At 50.5% G+C, this 17,545-nt stretch carries 17 protein-coding genes; 10 read left to right on the top strand and 7 right to left on the bottom strand.

The annotated features are described in order from the left end of the window. Positions 1-80 precede the first annotated feature (80 nt). From EH243_RS05590 to EH243_RS05575, 4 genes are all read left to right on the top strand, one after another. Positions 81-530, top strand: coding sequence for a hypothetical protein (locus tag EH243_RS05590; RefSeq protein WP_126157665.1), 450 nt, complete (start codon positions 81-83; stop codon positions 528-530). Between the two features lie 28 nt (positions 531-558). After that, complete coding sequence (gene ung / locus EH243_RS05585) at positions 559-1,245, top strand: uracil-DNA glycosylase (protein WP_126157851.1); 687 nt, start codon at positions 559-561, stop codon at positions 1,243-1,245. Positions 1,246-1,267: 22 nt separating this feature from the next. After that, on the top strand, positions 1,268-1,822 hold the full coding sequence (locus tag EH243_RS05580; protein ID WP_126157664.1) for a hypothetical protein: 555 nt from the start codon (positions 1,268-1,270) through the stop codon (positions 1,820-1,822). Between the two features lie 178 nt (positions 1,823-2,000). Beyond that, entirely contained in the window at positions 2,001-2,834 is an 834-nt protein-coding gene (locus EH243_RS05575) for an alpha/beta hydrolase (RefSeq protein ID WP_206441531.1), read from the top strand. 67 nt (positions 2,835-2,901) lie between these two features. Here EH243_RS05575 and efpL read toward each other — a convergent pair whose 3' ends face one another. The 6 genes from efpL to rsgA all read right to left on the bottom strand — a co-directional run bounded on the left by efpL (position 2,902) and on the right by rsgA (position 9,117). Next, entirely contained in the window at positions 2,902-3,468 is a 567-nt protein-coding gene (gene efpL, locus EH243_RS05570; protein WP_126157663.1) for an elongation factor P-like protein EfpL, read from the bottom strand. Between the two features lie 99 nt (positions 3,469-3,567). Then, positions 3,568-4,602, bottom strand: coding sequence for a CAF17-like 4Fe-4S cluster assembly/insertion protein YgfZ (gene ygfZ, locus EH243_RS05565; RefSeq protein ID WP_241235002.1), 1,035 nt, complete (start codon positions 4,600-4,602; stop codon positions 3,568-3,570). Positions 4,603-4,678: 76 nt separating this feature from the next. Next, positions 4,679-5,521, bottom strand: a complete 843-nt coding sequence (gene asd / locus EH243_RS05560; RefSeq protein WP_126157661.1) for an archaetidylserine decarboxylase — start codon at positions 5,519-5,521, stop codon at positions 4,679-4,681. 78 nt (positions 5,522-5,599) lie between these two features. Further along, the gene (locus EH243_RS05555; protein WP_126157660.1) at positions 5,600-6,412 is read right to left on the bottom strand and encodes a sulfurtransferase; all 813 of its coding nucleotides are present in this window, start codon (positions 6,410-6,412) and stop codon (positions 5,600-5,602) included. Beyond that, the gene (locus EH243_RS05550; protein WP_126157659.1) at positions 6,409-8,076 is read right to left on the bottom strand and encodes an HDOD domain-containing protein; all 1,668 of its coding nucleotides are present in this window, start codon (positions 8,074-8,076) and stop codon (positions 6,409-6,411) included. Before EH243_RS05550 ends, EH243_RS05555 begins: the two co-directional genes overlap by 4 nt. Positions 8,077-8,094: 18 nt before the next feature. After that, entirely contained in the window at positions 8,095-9,117 is a 1,023-nt protein-coding gene (gene rsgA, locus EH243_RS05545) for a small ribosomal subunit biogenesis GTPase RsgA (RefSeq protein ID WP_126157658.1), read from the bottom strand. Positions 9,118-9,214: 97 nt separating this feature from the next. On the opposite strand from rsgA, the gene orn reads away from it, so the two are divergent. The 3 genes from orn (at position 9,215) to EH243_RS05530 (ending at position 12,899) form a co-directional block, all read left to right on the top strand. Beyond that, entirely contained in the window at positions 9,215-9,757 is a 543-nt protein-coding gene (gene orn, locus EH243_RS05540) for an oligoribonuclease (RefSeq protein WP_126157657.1), read from the top strand. Between the two features lie 126 nt (positions 9,758-9,883). Then, positions 9,884-11,698 carry a sensor domain-containing diguanylate cyclase gene (locus tag EH243_RS05535; RefSeq protein ID WP_126157656.1) on the top strand — a complete coding sequence of 605 codons (1,815 nt, stop codon included), beginning with the start codon at positions 9,884-9,886 and terminating at the stop codon, positions 11,696-11,698. Positions 11,699-11,906: 208 nt separating this feature from the next. Next, the gene (locus EH243_RS05530; RefSeq protein WP_126157655.1) at positions 11,907-12,899 is read left to right on the top strand and encodes a patatin-like phospholipase family protein; all 993 of its coding nucleotides are present in this window, start codon (positions 11,907-11,909) and stop codon (positions 12,897-12,899) included. Between the two features lie 44 nt (positions 12,900-12,943). Here the strand turns inward: EH243_RS05530 and queG are convergent, their stop codons facing one another. Continuing rightward, the gene (queG, locus tag EH243_RS05525) at positions 12,944-14,068 is read right to left on the bottom strand and encodes a tRNA epoxyqueuosine(34) reductase QueG (RefSeq protein ID WP_126157654.1); all 1,125 of its coding nucleotides are present in this window, start codon (positions 14,066-14,068) and stop codon (positions 12,944-12,946) included. 59 nt (positions 14,069-14,127) lie between these two features. Between queG and EH243_RS05520 the strand changes: the two genes are divergently transcribed. From EH243_RS05520 to EH243_RS05510, 3 genes are all read left to right on the top strand, one after another. Next, the gene (locus EH243_RS05520; protein ID WP_126157653.1) at positions 14,128-15,630 is read left to right on the top strand and encodes an NAD(P)H-hydrate dehydratase; all 1,503 of its coding nucleotides are present in this window, start codon (positions 14,128-14,130) and stop codon (positions 15,628-15,630) included. An 11-nt stretch (positions 15,631-15,641) separates the two neighbouring features. Then, a complete protein-coding gene (gene tsaE, locus EH243_RS05515; protein WP_241235001.1) occupies positions 15,642-16,121 on the top strand; it encodes a tRNA (adenosine(37)-N6)-threonylcarbamoyltransferase complex ATPase subunit type 1 TsaE in 480 nt (159 codons plus the stop codon). A gap of 65 nt (positions 16,122-16,186) precedes the next feature. Further along, positions 16,187-17,533 (top strand): N-acetylmuramoyl-L-alanine amidase family protein, encoded by a 1,347-nt coding sequence (locus tag EH243_RS05510; RefSeq protein WP_164549052.1) that lies wholly within the window; start codon positions 16,187-16,189, stop codon positions 17,531-17,533. The last annotated feature ends 12 nt before the right edge of the window (positions 17,534-17,545 follow it).

Here is a 17,545-nt window from a genome sequence, read left to right as displayed (position 1 = left end):
GCGGGCGCAGGGCTCGTCTCTTTTGAATCGCTATATGCCGCAAACCTTTACTATCAAACCGTATAACGAGGAGCCAGCATATGAGTTGGTTAATTCCACAACAAAAGCGACACCTACCCGGTAAGCGTTGGCTCAGCATCGTGCTGCGCTCCTTGCATCTGGTGGGTATCGCCGGCCTAGCGGGGGCTTATCTGTTTGATCAGCCGGAAGCCGCTTGGTGGCCGTTTATGATCCTCGGTATTGGTAGCGGCATACTGATGGCGGCGAAAGAGTTGTATGTCGATGGGATCTGGTTGTATCAATTGCGGGGGCAGTTAGTGCTCTTGAAGGTGCTGTTGCTGTTGGGTGGTTTCTATTGGTTCGATCAGGCGCAAGCATGGATCTATATTGTGGTGATTCTGATTTCCGGTTTGATCTCCCATGCTCCCGGTAAAATTCGCTATTACTCGGTGATCTATGGCAAAACACTCACTCGAGATATATGGCAGGGTGATACGAATGCGAAAATTCGTGATAGCGGCGATAACTAGGAAAAATTGAATGAGTGATCATGTGGTGATGACATTAGACAACGCACCCAGTTGGCAGCCGTGGTTAGACGCGGAGTTTACTCAGCCCTATATGGTGCAGTTAACCCAGTTTTTACAACAGGAAAAAAACGTCCAGAAACATATCTACCCCCCTGAGCACCAGTGGTTTCATGCACTGGAGGCGACACCGCTGGATCGGGTGAGAGTCGTGATTATCGGTCAAGACCCTTATCATCAGCCGAATCAGGCCCATGGTCTCTGCTTTTCAGTGCAGCCGGGGATTAAAACCCCACCTTCGTTGGTGAATATTTACAAAGAGTTACACAGTGATCTCGGCATTGAGCCGGCGCGTCATGGTTATCTGGAAAGCTGGGCGCAGCAGGGGGTTTTGCTGCTCAATGCGGTCTTAACCGTGGAAGACTCCAAGGCCGCATCCCATCAGGGAAAGGGGTGGGAACGGTTTACCGATAAAGTGATCACGACGGTTAATGAACAGTGTGAGCATGTGGTGTTCCTTCTGTGGGGCAGTTATGCACAGAAAAAAGGGGCCATGATTGATACGCAGCGTCACCTCGTATTGAAGTCGGTGCATCCATCACCGCTAGCGGCGTATCGCGGTTTTTTTGGCTGCCGACATTTTAGTCAGGCCAATGACTATCTTTCGGCGCAAGGGCGAGGCTTGATAGAATGGCAGCTCCCCGCGCTGAATGGCTAGTGATGACCTAAGGAGGTGTTGTATGACCGATACCGTACGTTTGAAAGTATTTCATCTCGATAGTGAGGCGCAGGGCTATCTCTCCGAACTACTTGAGTTACGCCTAGACGAAATTTGGGCCGGTGGGTTACATACCTGTCTGGGGCAAGATATGAATCGGGCGTGCTGGTTGCGCTTTCGTTTGGATGATGAACACTGGATAGAGATTAGTGTTACTCGGCATCCCTTTAGTGATGGTTTTAGCGTGGGTTGTTTGGCCGCGGCTGAGGTTGAGGCCGTGATGCCCAGAGCAGATCAATGCAGTTGGATCAGCCTGCCAGCCGCCGCAAGAGTGGTATCGATCGATATCTATGAGCAGCGTGAGTTGATCGATGTGATTGCACCTGATCTGAATGTTCCATCTGAATCACTCAATTATGATGCGTTATTGGTACTGTATCTCGACAATGGCTCCGCCATTATGTTGGGAATGGAGCAGGATTTTGTCGATGGTGAACTGGTGATACTTCAGACCGACCAGCCTGCGACTCAGATAGGCCCAGGATTACGCCTGCGACGCACCTTGCCTGCTCACTAAAAACATCGATATGCGAATGGCGTGAAGCGGGTAATGGGCTAGGTTTAACCTAGGGGTAAGAAACCTGCTTTGATGGGCAGGCGTTGGTTAATCCAATTGATAGGGCAGGGAAATGTGTCTAGATAGCAGGGAGCGGTATCTTACAATTTATTCTATGTTGCTATTGTTGGGGAGTTTGTTGTTTTCCAGTGTAGCCTTTGCGAGCGCTATTCAGCGCGCTGCCGATATCGCTTATGGTCAAGATACCCAGCAAACCTTCGATGTTTATTATCCGGCGGATGCTCAGCAGGCACCGGTTATTTTTATGGTGCATGGCGGCGCATGGAAGATGGGGGATAAAGCATCGAAAGCGGTTTATGACAATAAAGTCGAGCGTTGGGTGACGCGTGGTTTTGTTCTGATCTCGGTTAATTATCGATTGTTACCGCACGCAGACCCGGTCAGCCAAGCAAGGGATGTGATGCGCGCTTTACGATATGCGCAGCGTCATGCCGCCCGCTGGGATGCGGATGCCACGAAATTCATCTTGATGGGGCATTCCTCTGGAGCGCACTTGGTGTCTTTACTAGCGACAAGGCCGGCATTTGCGATGGGCGGCTTGGTTCGCAAGGATAACCCGAAAACTCCTTGGCTCGGCACCATCGCGCTGGATTCCGCCGGCTATGATGTTGTCAGTATTATGAGTCAGAAGGGGGTTCGACGTTTCTATCAAAAAGCCTTTGGCGATAAATCCGCCTATTTGCAGCAAGCGTCACCTCTATTTCAATTGCAGGAATCCATAACGCCCTTTTTAGCGGTTTGTTCAGAGAAGCGTAAAGATGCACCTTGTCAGCAAGCCCAGATGTTTGTTCAAAAAGCCCAATCGTTGGGCACCCGCGCAGAGCTGTTGAAGGTTGACCTATCTCACCGGGCTATTAATGTTGAGTTAGGTAAGGCAAACCGATATACGGCGGCGGTAGAGATTTTTATGGCGTCACTGGATGTATCGGTCGCGGCGCTGCTGCGGCAGTAATATGACGAAAATGTAGGCAGAAAAAAACCGCTTCAATGAGCGGTTTTTTTGATGGCCTTGTTAAGGCTTAAGCACGGCCGGTGAACTTACGTTCTTCGACATTCACTTTAATGCGGTCACCGGTAGAGATATGTTCAGGCACCTGAATGATCAATCCTGTGGACAGAGTCGCAGGCTTGGTTCTCGCGGTTGCCGAGCCACCCTTGATCGATGGATCGGTTTCGGTGATTTCTAGTTCAACGATGCCGGGCAGGTCGAGGGCAACCGGTGCATCATTCACGATCATAACGTGCAAACCTTGCAAGTCATCGGTGATGAACATCAGCTCGTCTTCGATGTTCTCTTTATTCATGCTGTAGGAAGAGTAATCTTCACTATCCATGAAGACATACTCATCGCCATCGGAGTAAGAGAAGGTGACTGCACGACGGGTTAGGTCGGCCAGTGTCAGCATATCTGAATCTTTAAAGGTTTCATCGATCTTAGCGTTGGTAGCAACATTGTACATCCGCATGCGATAGAGACTGCCGCCAGCACGTCCTTGAGGGACGGAGCGCTCGATATCGCGAACAATATAAGCTTCACCATTAATGTCGATGGCTGCGTTTCTTTTTATTTCACTAGCTTTTGGCATGATCACGGGTTCCAGAATAAAAATGGGTGGATAGTATCATCAGATCCATTGTTGGACAAAATGGGGCGGTGAAGAGAAGGCTTTCACCGCATCTGATGATTAGTGTGTTTTTCGTTCAAACAGTTCAGGGTCGGGGGTGTAGGGTAGGTCAAGACGCGTTAGCGGTTGATCGTTACCTTCGAACATGAGTTGGACTTGGTTGTCATCGAAACTGGTTTTGAGTATCACGGCTAACAGTTCGCCGCCCTCTGCTGAACTCATCGCGGCACTGACAACAGTGCCTACACCGGCGCGATCTGGGGTGTTGATACTGCTGCCGGGAGTCGGTGGATGATCTGCACTAAAGGCTAGACGGAACATAGGGCGATTGAGTTTGCCCCGATGTTGCAAGCGGGTGACGACTTCTTGGCCGGTATAGCAGCCTTTAGTAAAGCTAACGCCATCGAACACCTGCAGATTAGTCATCTGTGGGATGAAGCTTTCGAGGGTTTCTGTGTGCAGCGCGGGAATGCCGGCGCGGATCTCGCTTAACAGCCAAGCATTGGTGCCGGCTAGGGAGACTTGTGCTGCTAATGAGGTTAGCAGTGAGGTCGCTTGTTCCACCGGTAGCCAGAGCTCAAATCGATCCCCAGGCACGCGGATCAGTAGGCCATTGAGGTGAGCGCTCATGAGGCCGTCCTCTGCTGGAATGCTGAAGCCTTGAGCGGTGAGTAACTCACTCGATTGCTGACCGCTGAAGCCTAAGCCTACAATCTCGTCTGAACGATCTTGGCTTTCGGCTTTAGAAAAGATCATATACTTTTTTAGGTTCGCCATGGCGGTGTCGAGAAGGGGGCGCTCGGTACGCAACCAGAAACCATTCTCCACCGGCATCAGGCGGCTAAGGCTGACCATGCTGCCTTTGATATTACAGTGAGAGCCTAACAGGCTTTGGCCTGCGCTCACGCGGCTAACATCGCAAGAGAGTTGTCCTTGAAGAAATTTTTCAGCCTCCGGCCCGATGACATCAAATAACCCTAAATGGGTTAGTGGTGTCAGCGTGACAGCGGTGTTGCTATCGGTCTCTGACACCTGGCAATGGCCCAGTTCATTAACCTGAATACCTAATGTATTAAGCGTATCTAACCAGCTCATAATTAAACCTGAAACAATGATGTATGTAAGTGCCCATCGAAAGGGGCATATCTAAGTTAATGGCGGCAAGTTGTTGCTAGCCGCTCATTTGTTGGCCTAAGCGTACGGGATCATCCGCCTGTAGTGATGCTGACCAGTCTATTGCGTCTTTACCAAATAATAGAATCACGGTGGAGCCGAGTTTAAATCGCCCCATCTCTTCACCCTGTTGCAGGATTATCGGCTCTACAGGTTTTTGATGGTCTATGCGCCAGCTGTTTTTCGTTGGCGGCGCTACCTGACCACCCCAAACGGTTTCGATACCCGCGACAATCATGGCGCCGACGAGGATCATCGCCATCGGCCCTTGTTCGGTATCAAAAATCGTGATCAATCGTTCGTTGCGGGCAAACAGGTTATCAACACCCTTAGCGGTGGTCTGATTAACCGAGTAGAGATCGCCCGGAACATAGATACTTTCCCGCAGGGTGCCGGTGATTGGCATATGCACCCGGTGATAATCGCTGGGTGACAGATAGATGGTGGCAAAACTACCGTGAATAAAGTGTTCGGCTAGATCCGCGTGGCCCCCTAGCAGAGTACTAAGGCCATAGCCTCGGCCTTTAGCTTGCAGAATACGGCCGTATTGCAATGTGCCGATCTGGCTGATTTCGCCATCGGCGGGTGATACCACAGCCGCCTCATCGAGAGGACGAATATCCGGCTTCAGTGCGCGGGTGAAGAAGGCGTTGAAATTGTCGTATTGCTCCAGATCTTCAATCAACGCTTCGGACATATTCACCCCGTAGCGTTTGGCAAAGGTCTTAATAAAGGGGCGTTTGATCCAGTTGCAGCGACTCTCAGCCAAATAACCGACTGCACGGGACAGCAGGTGTTGAGGCAGCAGATGTTGCAGCAGAATAAAAAGGGAATCTTTCACTGTCAGGGTTCCGAAAAAACATTGTATAAAAAGTACCGGTATTATCCGGCATAGCTGGCATGTTTAGCATACACAGGTTTAAGACTCGATGGGCGTATCATCTCGATTGCCCCACTCAAACCAAGAGCCATCGTAGCAGCGTACCTTATCGAACCCAAGATGTTTTGTGAACAGATAACTTAGCCCTGAACGTCGGTGGGTCTGGCAGTGGGTGATCACGGTTTTATCCGGTGTCACGCCCAGTGCCGCTAGGTCAGCAAGAATCTCGGCAGCGGGCTTTAGTTGTGGACAGTCCGTGGATGCCAGGGCGTTGGTCCATTCGTAGTTCACCGCGCCGGGTATGTGGCCGCCATGCTTCGCATTAATGACTTTCTCGCCGCTATATTCAGCCGGTGAACGAACATCCAGTACGATATGATCGCTATCCTCGAGATGGCCGCTAATGTAAGCGATGTCCGCTAGGTAGTCAGGGTTGAGTGTTCCGCTGTAATGGCTGGCGACCGGGGTGTTCGGTGTGGGTTGTAGTGTGAGGCCCGCTTTTTTCCAAGCGGGTAAATGGCCATCGAGAAGTGAGCACTGCTGATGGCCGATACAGTTAAGGGTCCAGATCATGCGTCCTGCCCAAGCACCCATCTGGTCATCATAAACAACCACGGGGCGCTCAGGGGTGAGGCCTATCTCACTCATTAATGCATTCAGTTGGGCGAGGTCGGGTATTTTATTGGGCACACTGCCTTGTCCCCGTAACAGACGCGTCGGATCGACACGGATGGCGCCGGGGACATGACCGGTGAGATAGTTGTCGGTTGATGACAGATCAAGGATCAGCAGTTGTGGATTGGATAATTCGTTAACCAGTTGTTGAGGCGAGATAACCAGTGGCAGGCTCATTGTTTGGCTCCAGCGCGTGAGGCGTAAAGTTGATCAAGGCAGCGTCCCGCTGCAAGACACAAGGTTTTAAATTGTTGATGGTGAATATTCTGTATCCCGTCGGGCAAGCCTTCGCGGTCGGCATAGATAATCACCATGGATCGATTTGAGGCGATCAGTGACATAAATAGATAGTTGTGCTCCCCCACCGAACGACTAAAAGAGGTTGGCAGCATCTCACTGACCTGTTGACGGTTCTGTTGTGTGATCAGCAGGCAAGCGGGTTTCTTATTTAGCCGGTGGAACAAGCTGTTAGGGGATAGCTGATGGGTAGAGTGTGGTAGGGGGTGTCCCTCTTCAAAGCCTATCGCTTTGACGACTTTGAGTGTTTGGCTATTGGGCGGCAGGATATTCAGTGCGACACGCTTCATGCCGACGCCACGTACCAGTCCCTTCAGTAGATCAGTCAGAATCTGTGGGCCCTGGGTGTAAGAATCCCCCAGTACGTTGAACTTATCCAGATAGGCCTGATAGGCATCCTGTTGACGTTTATCAGACTTTGCCTGAGCGGCGTTGTCATGGGCCTCGAGTGTGTGTGCGTCAGGCTTGATATCAACGGTTGCCGGTTTATTCAGTAAGGGTAGGGCGGTATCGGGTTGCGGCCGTGCGAATAATTTTTTATCTGTTTGGGTGAGTCGGTAAGCCGGTGCAAGATCGGACTCTAGCATTAGCATCTCGGTGGCAGGCGAGAGAGTACCGGGAACATGATAAAGGCGTGCGGCGGCAGCACAGTTCTTATGTAGAAAGCTGCAGGTGTGATCTATCTCGCCACGTAGGTAATCATTAATAATGTCCATCAGGTGCAGCGTTGCTTCACTCGTCCAGCTGTAATTGCTGGTGAAGGCTAACCAGTTACTCAGTTTTACGGGGAAGAACTTTTGCTGAGTCAGATGGTTTAGCTGTCGAAGTTGATCGCCCTCTAAACGCGGATCGCCCAAAGCACGTTGATGCAACTGCATGATCATATGGTGATTTAGAGGGGAGCTGGTTTCTAGGGTGATGCGAGCCAAAGGGGAGACTGGCCAGTGGGTCAGTAACCGCTTAGAGATGGCATCGATGGTGCTACCGAGAATGCGGGCTTCGGCAAGTTCTGGACTTATGTTCTTTTCGCGGACCAAAATCTGGATTTGAGACATCTGCAAGGGAGCGAAATACCACAGCAGCCAGTGGCCAATATTGTAAAACAGGGCGGCTTGATAGCTTTCTTCGGCAAACATCCCACCGCGACATTGGATTAACCATTGTCGAGCCTGAATCGCCGCATGGTGGCTATTGGCCACCGCACGAAAATACATTTTTTGGGCAGTGCTGCTGGGCTTTAAACGGATAGTTGGCAGGCTGTTGATCAGTTCTTCGAGCTTGCGGATACCCAATGAGCCGATGGCGTGATCAATGCTGGTGATCTCTGATTTTTTCTCGCCATGGAGTGTGCCGGCGGTGAGTGCCACATAAAAGCAGAGCAGAGGATCGGTTTTGATAAAGCGACTCAGGAGGATGACCGAACAGTTTTTGTCTGTCAGCATACGCTGAAATCGATGCACCATACTGGCCCTGACCGGTGGTTGCTTATCGCTCAGGAATTGGTACCACTGCTCAGCATTTTGTGGCTTTTGTTGTTCGGTCATCCGCCGGCATTATCCCCGTCAGTTCTGATTCAGGCTCGTTAGAATATGTTTGTAACTATTAACCCGCTGGGCACTGATTTTACCCTCTTCGATCGCATGTTTGATAGCACAACCGGGTTCCCGTTCATGGTTACAATCTCTAAATTTACAGTAACCGATAAAGGGTGCAAATTCGCGGAAGCCATCGAGGAGGTTGTTTTCATTAATGTGCCATAGGGCAAACTCACGGATTCCGGGAGAGTCGATCAAGTCGCCGCCATCGGGAAAGTGAAACAATCGTGCGGTGGTGGTGGTGTGAGTACCCTTGCGCGTGGATTCGGATAAGGCGCCCACCTTGAGGTCAATACCCGGTAACAGCGCATTAATTAGGGAGGACTTACCCACCCCCGACTGACCGACAAAGACGCTGATGCGGTCATTGAGTTGTGCTTGCAGCGGCGCAAGACCCTCTTTATCCACCGACGAGACGGTCATGACCTGATAGCCGATCGAGCGGTAAAGATCGATCATGGTGTCGACCCGTTCACGATTGTCATCATTAATCAGGTCTGTTTTGTTGAGCAGGATGATCGGCTCGATACCGCTTAACTCAGAGGCCACCAGGTATCGATCGATAAGGTTGTAATGGGCGAGTGGTTCAACGGCGATGGTGATAATGATCTGGTCGATATTGGCCGCCACCGGCTTTAACTCACCGTGGTTATTCGGCCGTTGCAAAATGGTGGTCCGTGGTTGTGTCGCTACCACCACGCCATACTCTACGCCCGCCCGCCAGATAACCCGGTCACCGGTGACGAGCGCATCGAGGTTGGTACGCATATGGCAGCGAAAAATCTGCCCAGCCGCTTCGCCTTCTTGGGCTTCAACATCAACCTGACGGCCAAAGTGGGAGATGATCTGGCCATGTTGCTCAGGGCCCAGATCACCGCCTTCCAACTGCTGGTCGATATCTGAATCTTTACGGGCGGCCCGCTGTGCGCGCTCATCCTGAATCTTTTGTACACGCCATGTTTGGCGGCGGTTAAGTTTTCGTTTCGACATTTATCAGCTAATTCTGGTGTAGGGGTGAATTTTTACAGCCTGCTAAGGTATTCTATTCAGTCTTAAATTTATAGTACTGACGCTAAGGAATACCATTATGTCACGGCAGAATAACCTGATCTGGATCGATCTTGAGATGACCGGCTTGGATCCGGAGCATGACAGGATCATTGAGATTGCTACCATCGTAACAGATTCGCAGTTGAATATTCTGGCAGAAGGGCCAAATTTGGTCATCCATCAGTCGGATGCGCTATTGGACGGCATGGATGAATGGTGTACTAATCAGCATGGGAAATCGGGTTTGACGCAAAAAGTCCGTGATTCCCTGATTAGTGAGCGTCAGGCTGAATTGGATACCATTGCTTTTATTGATCAGTATGTTGATCAGGGCGCGTCACCTATCTGTGGTAACTCGATCGGTCAGGACCGTCGTTTTTTGGTGAAGTATATGCCGGAACTAGAAAACTGGTTCCATTACCGCAATCTGGACGTCAGCACGATCAAAGAGCTGGCTCGGCGTTGGGCGCCTGAAGTGCTCGATGGTGTAGTGAAGAAGGGTTCACACCTAGCCCTTGATGACATTATCGATTCCATTAATGAGCTGGCTCATTACCGTAAAACGTTTTTTAAAGGTTAATGTTAAGTATGAGTTACGGGCTAAATTCACCTTCTATCGCGGTTTAATATTGTAGCTTTCCGCAAAAAAGCTTATATATAGAAGGGTTATTGATAGAGGGTAGAGGGATTGAGCGCTTGAGTACCGATGATTGATGTAATAGATAATGCAAGCTCATATAGCGATGCACCGCTGATGATGTCGGCCGATGAGTTGGATAAAATTCTGAGCTTGCAGCAGACTATTTTCACTCAGGTAGCCCATAGTGAGAATTTTCTCGATATTCTCACCGCCTTATGTCAGATGGCCGAACAGTTGTTACCTCGTTCGGCTGCTACCATTATGTTGCTGGATAAAGATACTGGACTCCTGAATGTGCTGGTGGCACCGAGTGTGCCGCAGGCAGGGATTGATGCGCTATGTCGTTTATCGCCAGGGCCGAGCGGTGGCTCCTGTGGTAACGCTGTGATGCGTGATGAACCGGTGTATGTGCAAGATACCTTTAGCGACCCTAGATGGGGCGATCTGCGTCATCTTGCTCGAGATTTTAACCTATGCGCCTGCTGGTCAGTACCTGTTCATGATGCTGATGACGCCGTCATTGGTTCCTTTGCACTGTCTTCGTTTGAACACCGTATGCCTTCGGCCTTTCATACTCGGTTACTGGATGTCGGTGCATTGATGGTGAGTATTGTGCTGGCCAAACATACTCAGGAACAGGCGCTGGAGGCACAGCAGCAGCAACTGGTCACTGCTCTTGAATATGATAGTCTGACGTCGTTGCCGAATCAGTCTAAATTAAAATTAACGTTAAATAACTGCATTGCTAAGCAATCGTTATTGCTGATCAATCTGGATAATTTTCGTTTTATTAACACCGCTTACGGGCCAGCGTTCGGTGATCTCTTTCTGTGTGAAGTGGCTAGTTTGCTTGCTGAGCAGTTTCCTGATGCTGAACTCTATCGTATCAATGCGGATGAGTTTGCCCTCTATTATCGAAGACTCACCGATCTTGAACAGCAGGTAGAGTGCTTTCGCCGCTATCTATTTACCCATTCATTGATGATCGATAATCAGCGTTTTAGTATCACCTTTACGATTGGTGGGGCAACAGGGCGTACCGCATTGCTTGAGCAGGCTATTCAGGCGATGAGTCAGGCCAAGGCGCTAGGGAAGAACCGTTTCCATCTCTATAACGCCGAACGGGATGAGCCCGATCAAGCCTTGCGGCGTGAATATATCGGCTGGAACGCGATGTTACATCAGGCGCTTAATGATGGTCGAGTCGTTCCCTATTTTCAGGGCGTTCGGGATAACGCGACCGGCGATATTGTGAGTTATGAGGCGTTGGTACGATTGGAAGATAATGGCACCGTGTATACGCCTTACCATTTTCTTCATGCGGTCAAACTATCGGGGCTGTTCCCCACGATTAGTCGCTTGATGATCGATAAAGGGTTGGCCAAGATCGCGGGTACCGGTTTGATGCTGTCCGTCAATATTACCGAAGATGATCTTTTGATGGAGTATCTAGAAGCCTATCTGAGCGAGAAGACCGCCCAGTATGGTGTTAAACCAGAACAGTTGGTGCTGGAGATTCTTGAAGGGGTTAGCTCAGCGGGTAAAAGTAGCCATATTGCTCAACTGTGCCGCCTCAAGGCGCTAGGTTATGTGTTGGCGATCGATGATTTTGGCACCGAATATTCTAATTTTGAGCGCATTCTTGAGCTACATGTGGATGTGGTAAAAATAGATGCGAAATATATTAAGAATATTGATACCGATAGTAAGAGTTATGAAATTACTCGAGCGATCGTCTTTTTTGCCCGCAATGCGGGTATCAAGACAGTCGCAGAGTTTGTGCATAATGAAGCGGTTCAGAAGGTTGTTGAATCCCTCGGTATTGATTATTCACAGGGGTATCTGTTTAGTGAGCCCGCGCCAACCCTCTCTGCCCATTAATAATTGTTAAACATAGCGCTATTGCCTGTCCTCCTTAGGCTAATCGAGCTTAAAAACCATCCTCTGATACCGCTTTTTATCGGTCTGCAACAGTCGTTTCAGGCCAGTTTAACTGTTTAAACATAGAGTATTTATTCTTAGCGAGGTATTTTTGTGCTATTTTTTGTGCAGCGCACAATAAATATCGATACTAACGTTGAGGTGAATTATGAAGTCAGTATCTCTGAATCTTGCATTGCAAGGTGGCGGTGCTCACGGAGCATTTACTTGGGGGGTCTTAGACCGCCTACTGGATGAAACCTGGATCAATTTCGAGGGTGTCAGTGGTACCAGTGCCGGTGCGATGAATGCGGTGATGATGGCGGAAGGTTGGCGTCAGGGTGGGCGAGAAGGGGCGAAGCAGCAGTTGGCATCCTTCTGGCTGGCGGTGGCGGCAAGTGATTTTTCGGTTCGCTTACCTGAGCAGGTCGAAGGTGCGGTGACACGTTTCTGGCTGCATGCGATGCGTTATTTGTCCCCGTATGATGTGAATCTACTGGATATTAATCCATTGGAAGATCTGTTAGCAAAGCAGGTGTGTTTTGAAAAGCTGCGTCAAAATAGTCCATTCAAGCTGTTTATTGCCGCGACAGAGGTGGCGACGGGTAAATTGAAGCTGTTTCACGAGCGGGAGTTAGATTTGCCCCGTCTGCTGGCATCGGCTTGTTTGCCGAACATCCATAAAGCGATTGAAATTGATGGTGCATACTACTGGGATGGTGGCTTTTCGGGTAATCCAGCGGTCTTTCCCCTGATCTATGAGTGTGTTGCGGATGACGTGTTGATTATTTTATTACAATCGTTACAGCGGGAGAGTTTACCCGTATCGGCTGAAGCGATTGCGGAAAGAGTTACTGAACTCGGTTTTCAAAGCACCTTTATGCGAGAGATGCGTGCGGTGAGTAATATTCGCCAATACAGTTCTGGCTCTCGTTGGCGACAGGGCTGGGCTGAACGCAAAGTCAACGGCATGCGTTGCCATCTGCTAGAAAGTGATGACTCATTGGATGGGCTCAGTCGCATGAGTATGTATGATAATAGTAAGCAGTTTTTGATCGGTCTGAAGGATGCCGGCCGAGAGGCTTGCGACCAGTGGTTGCATACCCATCAGGCTAAATTGGGTAAGCGGGAAAGCTGTGATGTTAACGGTCTTTTCAGTTAAGTCTTTTTAATTAACCCTTTTTAGTTGAATGTCTCTAGTTCGGTCTAGTCCGGCAACTTAGCTGCGCGGGGGTGTTGCAAAATAGGGGTGCTATTGTCTGTGGAGGTAGATTGAAGCGCCTCCATGGCCCAGCGTGCATGTTCCCGCACCAATGGATCATCTCCATCTATCATTCCCTGTAAAGCACTCAAAACGGCCTCTCCGCCGCGGCTGTTGCCGAGGGCGACCGCGATATTGCGTTGCCATCCGCTGAAGCCGGTGCGCCGGATGGCCGAGCCTTCGGTGCGTTTGAGAAATGTGGCTTCATCCCATCTTTGTAGTTCTAGTAATGAGATCTGATCCAGTTGATGTCGCGGGGTAAAGTCGGTTTCCTCGCTATGTTTGGCAAATCGGTTCCACGGGCAGATCAGCTGGCAATCATCACAACCAAAGATTCGGTTACCGATCAGTGGGCGGAACTCAACGGGAATAGCGCCTTTCAGCTCGATGGTGAGATAAGAGATACAGCGCCGGGCATCCAGTTCGTAGGGGGCGACAATCGCTTGGGTTGGGCAGACATCGATGCAGGCTTGGCACTGGCCGCAGTGTTCCTCGGTATAAGGGGGATCGACGGGGAGAGGGAGATCAACAAACAGCTCCCCGAGCAAAAACCAGGAACCCGCTTCTCGGTTTAAGATCAGGGTATGTTTACCCTGCCAACCTAGGCCGCTCTTGCGGGCTAGGGGGCGTTCCAGTACAGGGGCGCTATCCACAAAAGGACGGTAGCCGAATTCACCGATCAGTTTCTCAATCGCTTTACCCAGTAGCGTCAGTTTTTTACGCATGATCTTGTGATAATCACGCCCCATGGTGTAGCGGGAGATGTAGGCTTGGTCTGGGTTTTTAAGAATCTTAAGCGTTTGGATATCGGGCGGCAGGCAGTTCATGCGCACACAGATAATCCGTTGAGTGCCTTCGGTCAACAGGGCGGGGTTAATGCGTTTATCAATATTGTTCTCTAGATAGCTCATCTCCCCGTGATAGCCTTTATCGAGCCACTCTTTTAGGGGGGCTTCTTCAGCGCTGAGATCTGTATCGGTAATGCCGCATTGCTGAAAACCCAAGGCCGCAGCCTCTGTTTTGATCTTTATTGCTAGGTTTTGCAGTGTTTCGGGGTCGTATTGAGTCATTGGCACTATATAATAAAGTTAGGAATGAAAAAGTTAGAAGCACTTTTAGAGAATACCGTATGTCACATTCAGGCCTGCCAACAGCATTATACACAGCCCAACAGAGCCGCGCTCTTGATCGTATGGCGATCGCTTCAGGGGTGCTCGGTTTTAAACTGATGCAACGAGCCGGTCACGCGGCGTTTGATCGCTTGCGGCAACGCTGGCCTGAGGTACGTAAATTAACCCTACTCTGTGGCGGCGGTAATAACGGCGGTGATGGTTTCGTCGTGGCGGGGTTGGCGCATCGTCAAGGCATGTCAGTACAGCTTCTTTGCGTTGGCGGTGATGATTTTGCCGAACGGTTATCCGGTGAGGCGCAAGAAGCTTGGACATGGTTGCAGAATGAAGGAGTGTCTAGCGAGCCTTATCGAGGACAAACTTTTACCGGTGAGCTGATTGTTGATGCTTTGTTGGGTACGGGTATCAGCGGTGCGGTGCGTGATCCTTTTAAAACGGCGATTAAACAGATCAATCATGCGGGTCTTCCGGTCGTGGCTTTGGATATCCCCTCTGGGCTATGCAGTGATACCGGTGCGGTGCAAGGCATTGCGGTACGAGCCGACCTGACGGTAACCTTTATCGGTGTTAAGCGGGGGTTGTTGACCCATCAAGGACCTGAATATACCGGCGAGCTACTCTTCGATGACCTGCGCGTGAGTGATGATGTCTATGAAGCGGTAGAGGTTTCGGGGTTTATCACGGGTGCGGATGATGTCAGCCATTTGTTGCCTCCTCGCCCTAAAGCGGCCCATAAAGGTCGCTGTGGTCATGTTTTAGTGATCGGTGGCGATGTAGGTATGGGTGGTGCGGTTATTATGGCGGCACAGGCGGCCGGTCGTTGTGGTGCGGGGTTGGTGACGGTAGCGACGCGAGAAGAACACCTAAGTGCCCTGCTCAGTCGCTACCCTGAAGCGATGGCCGTAGGGGTTCGCTCTGGCGCTGAACTTAATCCTTTGCTTGAGCGCGCGACGGTGCTGGTGTTGGGGCCTGGTTTGGGGCAAAGCGCTTGGGGTGAGCAGCTGCTGATGGTCGCACTGAAGAGCGGTAAACCTCTAGTGTTGGATGCTGATGGGTTAAATCTGTTGCATCGGCGGCGGGCGTTTGGTCAGTTAGATGGAGAGCATTGGGTGATTACACCGCATCCGGGAGAGGCCGCTCGATTGCTGGACTGCTCGGTTGAGGCGCTACAAGCGGATCGATTTGCTGCGATTGTTGCGTTACAGTCCGCTTTTGGCGGGGTGGCCTTGTTGAAAGGCCCAGGCAGCCTCAGTTTTGATGGGGATGCGTTGCATCTTAATCCTACCGGTAATCCGGGGATGGCGACCGGAGGAATGGGCGATGTGCTCAGTGGCGTGATTGGTGCGTTGATGGCGCAGGGCTTGTCTGCTGCGGATGCTGCTCGCTTGGGGGCTTGGTTGCATGGGGCGGCAGCCGATCGCAGTGCGAAGCAATATGGTAGCCGAGGTATGCAAGCGACTGATCTATTGGCACAATTGCGTCTGTTAGTGAATGGTTTATGAGGAATAACAGCGTGCCGCAAGAATCTGATAGCAGTGTGTTCGTGGCTGATGAAGCCGCGATGGTAGGATTTGGTCAGCAGTTGGCTCAGGCGATTAGCGGCGGGGAAGTCATCTTCCTTAACGGTGATCTAGGTATGGGTAAAACAACGTTGAGTCGTGGTGTCTTACAAGGGTTTGGTCATCAAGGTTCCGTTAAGAGTCCAACCTATACACTGGTTGAGCCTTATGAATTAGAGGCGTTAACGGTGTTTCACTTTGATCTCTACCGTTTAGGCGACCCTGAAGAACTCGAATATCTCGGGATTCGCGACTATTTTACCGATCAGAGCATCTGTCTGATAGAGTGGCCTGAACGGGGTGAAGGCATCTTGCCAGTGGCGGACTTGCTGTTAACGATTAACGTCGAACAGCGAGGTCGGCGGATTACTTGGCAGGCTCAAACTGAAAAAGGCCGGCAACTGGCCGATAAGCTAAAGAGTTGTACTGTTTAGTGGGTAAACGATAAAGGTGTAGCTGTTGGGGGAATACGGGTTGTATGAGCGGTAGAATAAATAGAATGATTCAGCGATTGAGCCTAGTTGTGCTGCTATTGAGCGGCGGGTTGAGTGCTGTCAGCGCTTTAGGTGCTGAGGTTCATAATGTGCGGGTATGGATTGCGCCGGATCATGCACGGCTGGTATTCGACCTTTCGGCAGCGGCACAGCATAAATTATTCACCCTGAAAAAACCTGACCGGATTGTCTTAGATCTCGCTAATACTAAGTTGGTGTCTGACCTGCAAGGGGTTGATTTAGCCAGTAGTCCTATCGCCTTGATGCGCTCGGGTTCCCGTAACGGCGGCAAAGATTTGCGTATCGTGCTGGAGCTTAAAGAGCATGTAAAACCGAAAAGTTTTGCCCTCAAGCCGAATGATCAATATGGCGATCGGCTGGTGGTCGATCTTTACCGCGATATGGCGGAAGCGCCGCCGAAAACAGCGGTGGCGTCGGTTAACGACCCTTCCGCTCGGCGAGATATTATTATTGCTGTTGATGCCGGCCATGGTGGCGAAGACCCTGGTGCGATTGGGCCGGGGCGGGTGAAAGAGAAAACCGTTGTACTGGGAATTGCACGGGAACTGAAAGCCTTGCTGGCGAAGGAGCGGGGCTTTCAGCCGAAGTTAACCCGCGATGGCGATTACTATATTAGTTTACGCAGCCGTACTCAGCGGGCGCGGAAGATGAATGCGGATATGTTTGTATCGATTCATGCGGATGGCTTTCGCGACCATCGGGCTAGAGGCGCATCTGTATGGGTGCTGTCGCCCCGTGGCGCCAGTAGTGAGATGGGCCGCTGGTTAGCGCAAAAAGAGAACAGTGCTGATTTGATTGGTGGTGTGGGTAGTGTCAGCTTAGAAGATAAAGATGATGTATTGGCGAAGGTGTTGCTAGATATGTCGATGACCGCGAGCCGCAGTGATAGCCGAGATATAGCGAATAGTATCCATCGTAATATGAGCAAGTTCGCTAAAATGCATAAAAAACAGGTTGAGCAGGCGGGATTTGTGGTGTTGAAATCGCCGGATATCCCTTCCATTCTGGTTGAAACCGGCTTTATTACCAACCACGATGAGGCCGCGAAGTTAAAGTCAAAAGCTTATCAGCGTAAAATGGCGCAGGCTATTTTTTCGGGGATCAAAGCGCATTTTACCGCCAAGCCTCCAGCGCAGACTTGGTTGGCGTGGCAAAAAGAGGGCGGTACTCAAAAAACGACCCCGTTCAGCTACAAGGTTGTGAGGGGGGATACCCTCTCTGTTATTGCCAGCAGGAACGGTGTATCGTTGGCTGCTTTACGTAAGGCAAATGGGCTACGTAGCGCTGACCATATTATGATCGGTCAGGTGCTCAAGATTCCCGCCAGTTAATCCATTAGATGT

Source organism: Amphritea opalescens, assembly GCF_003957515.1.
GTDB classification, from domain to species: Bacteria; Pseudomonadota; Gammaproteobacteria; order Pseudomonadales; family Balneatricaceae; genus Amphritea; species Amphritea opalescens.
Note: the sequence above shows the minus strand (reverse complement) of the source record. Positions and strands in the feature narration are given on the sequence as shown.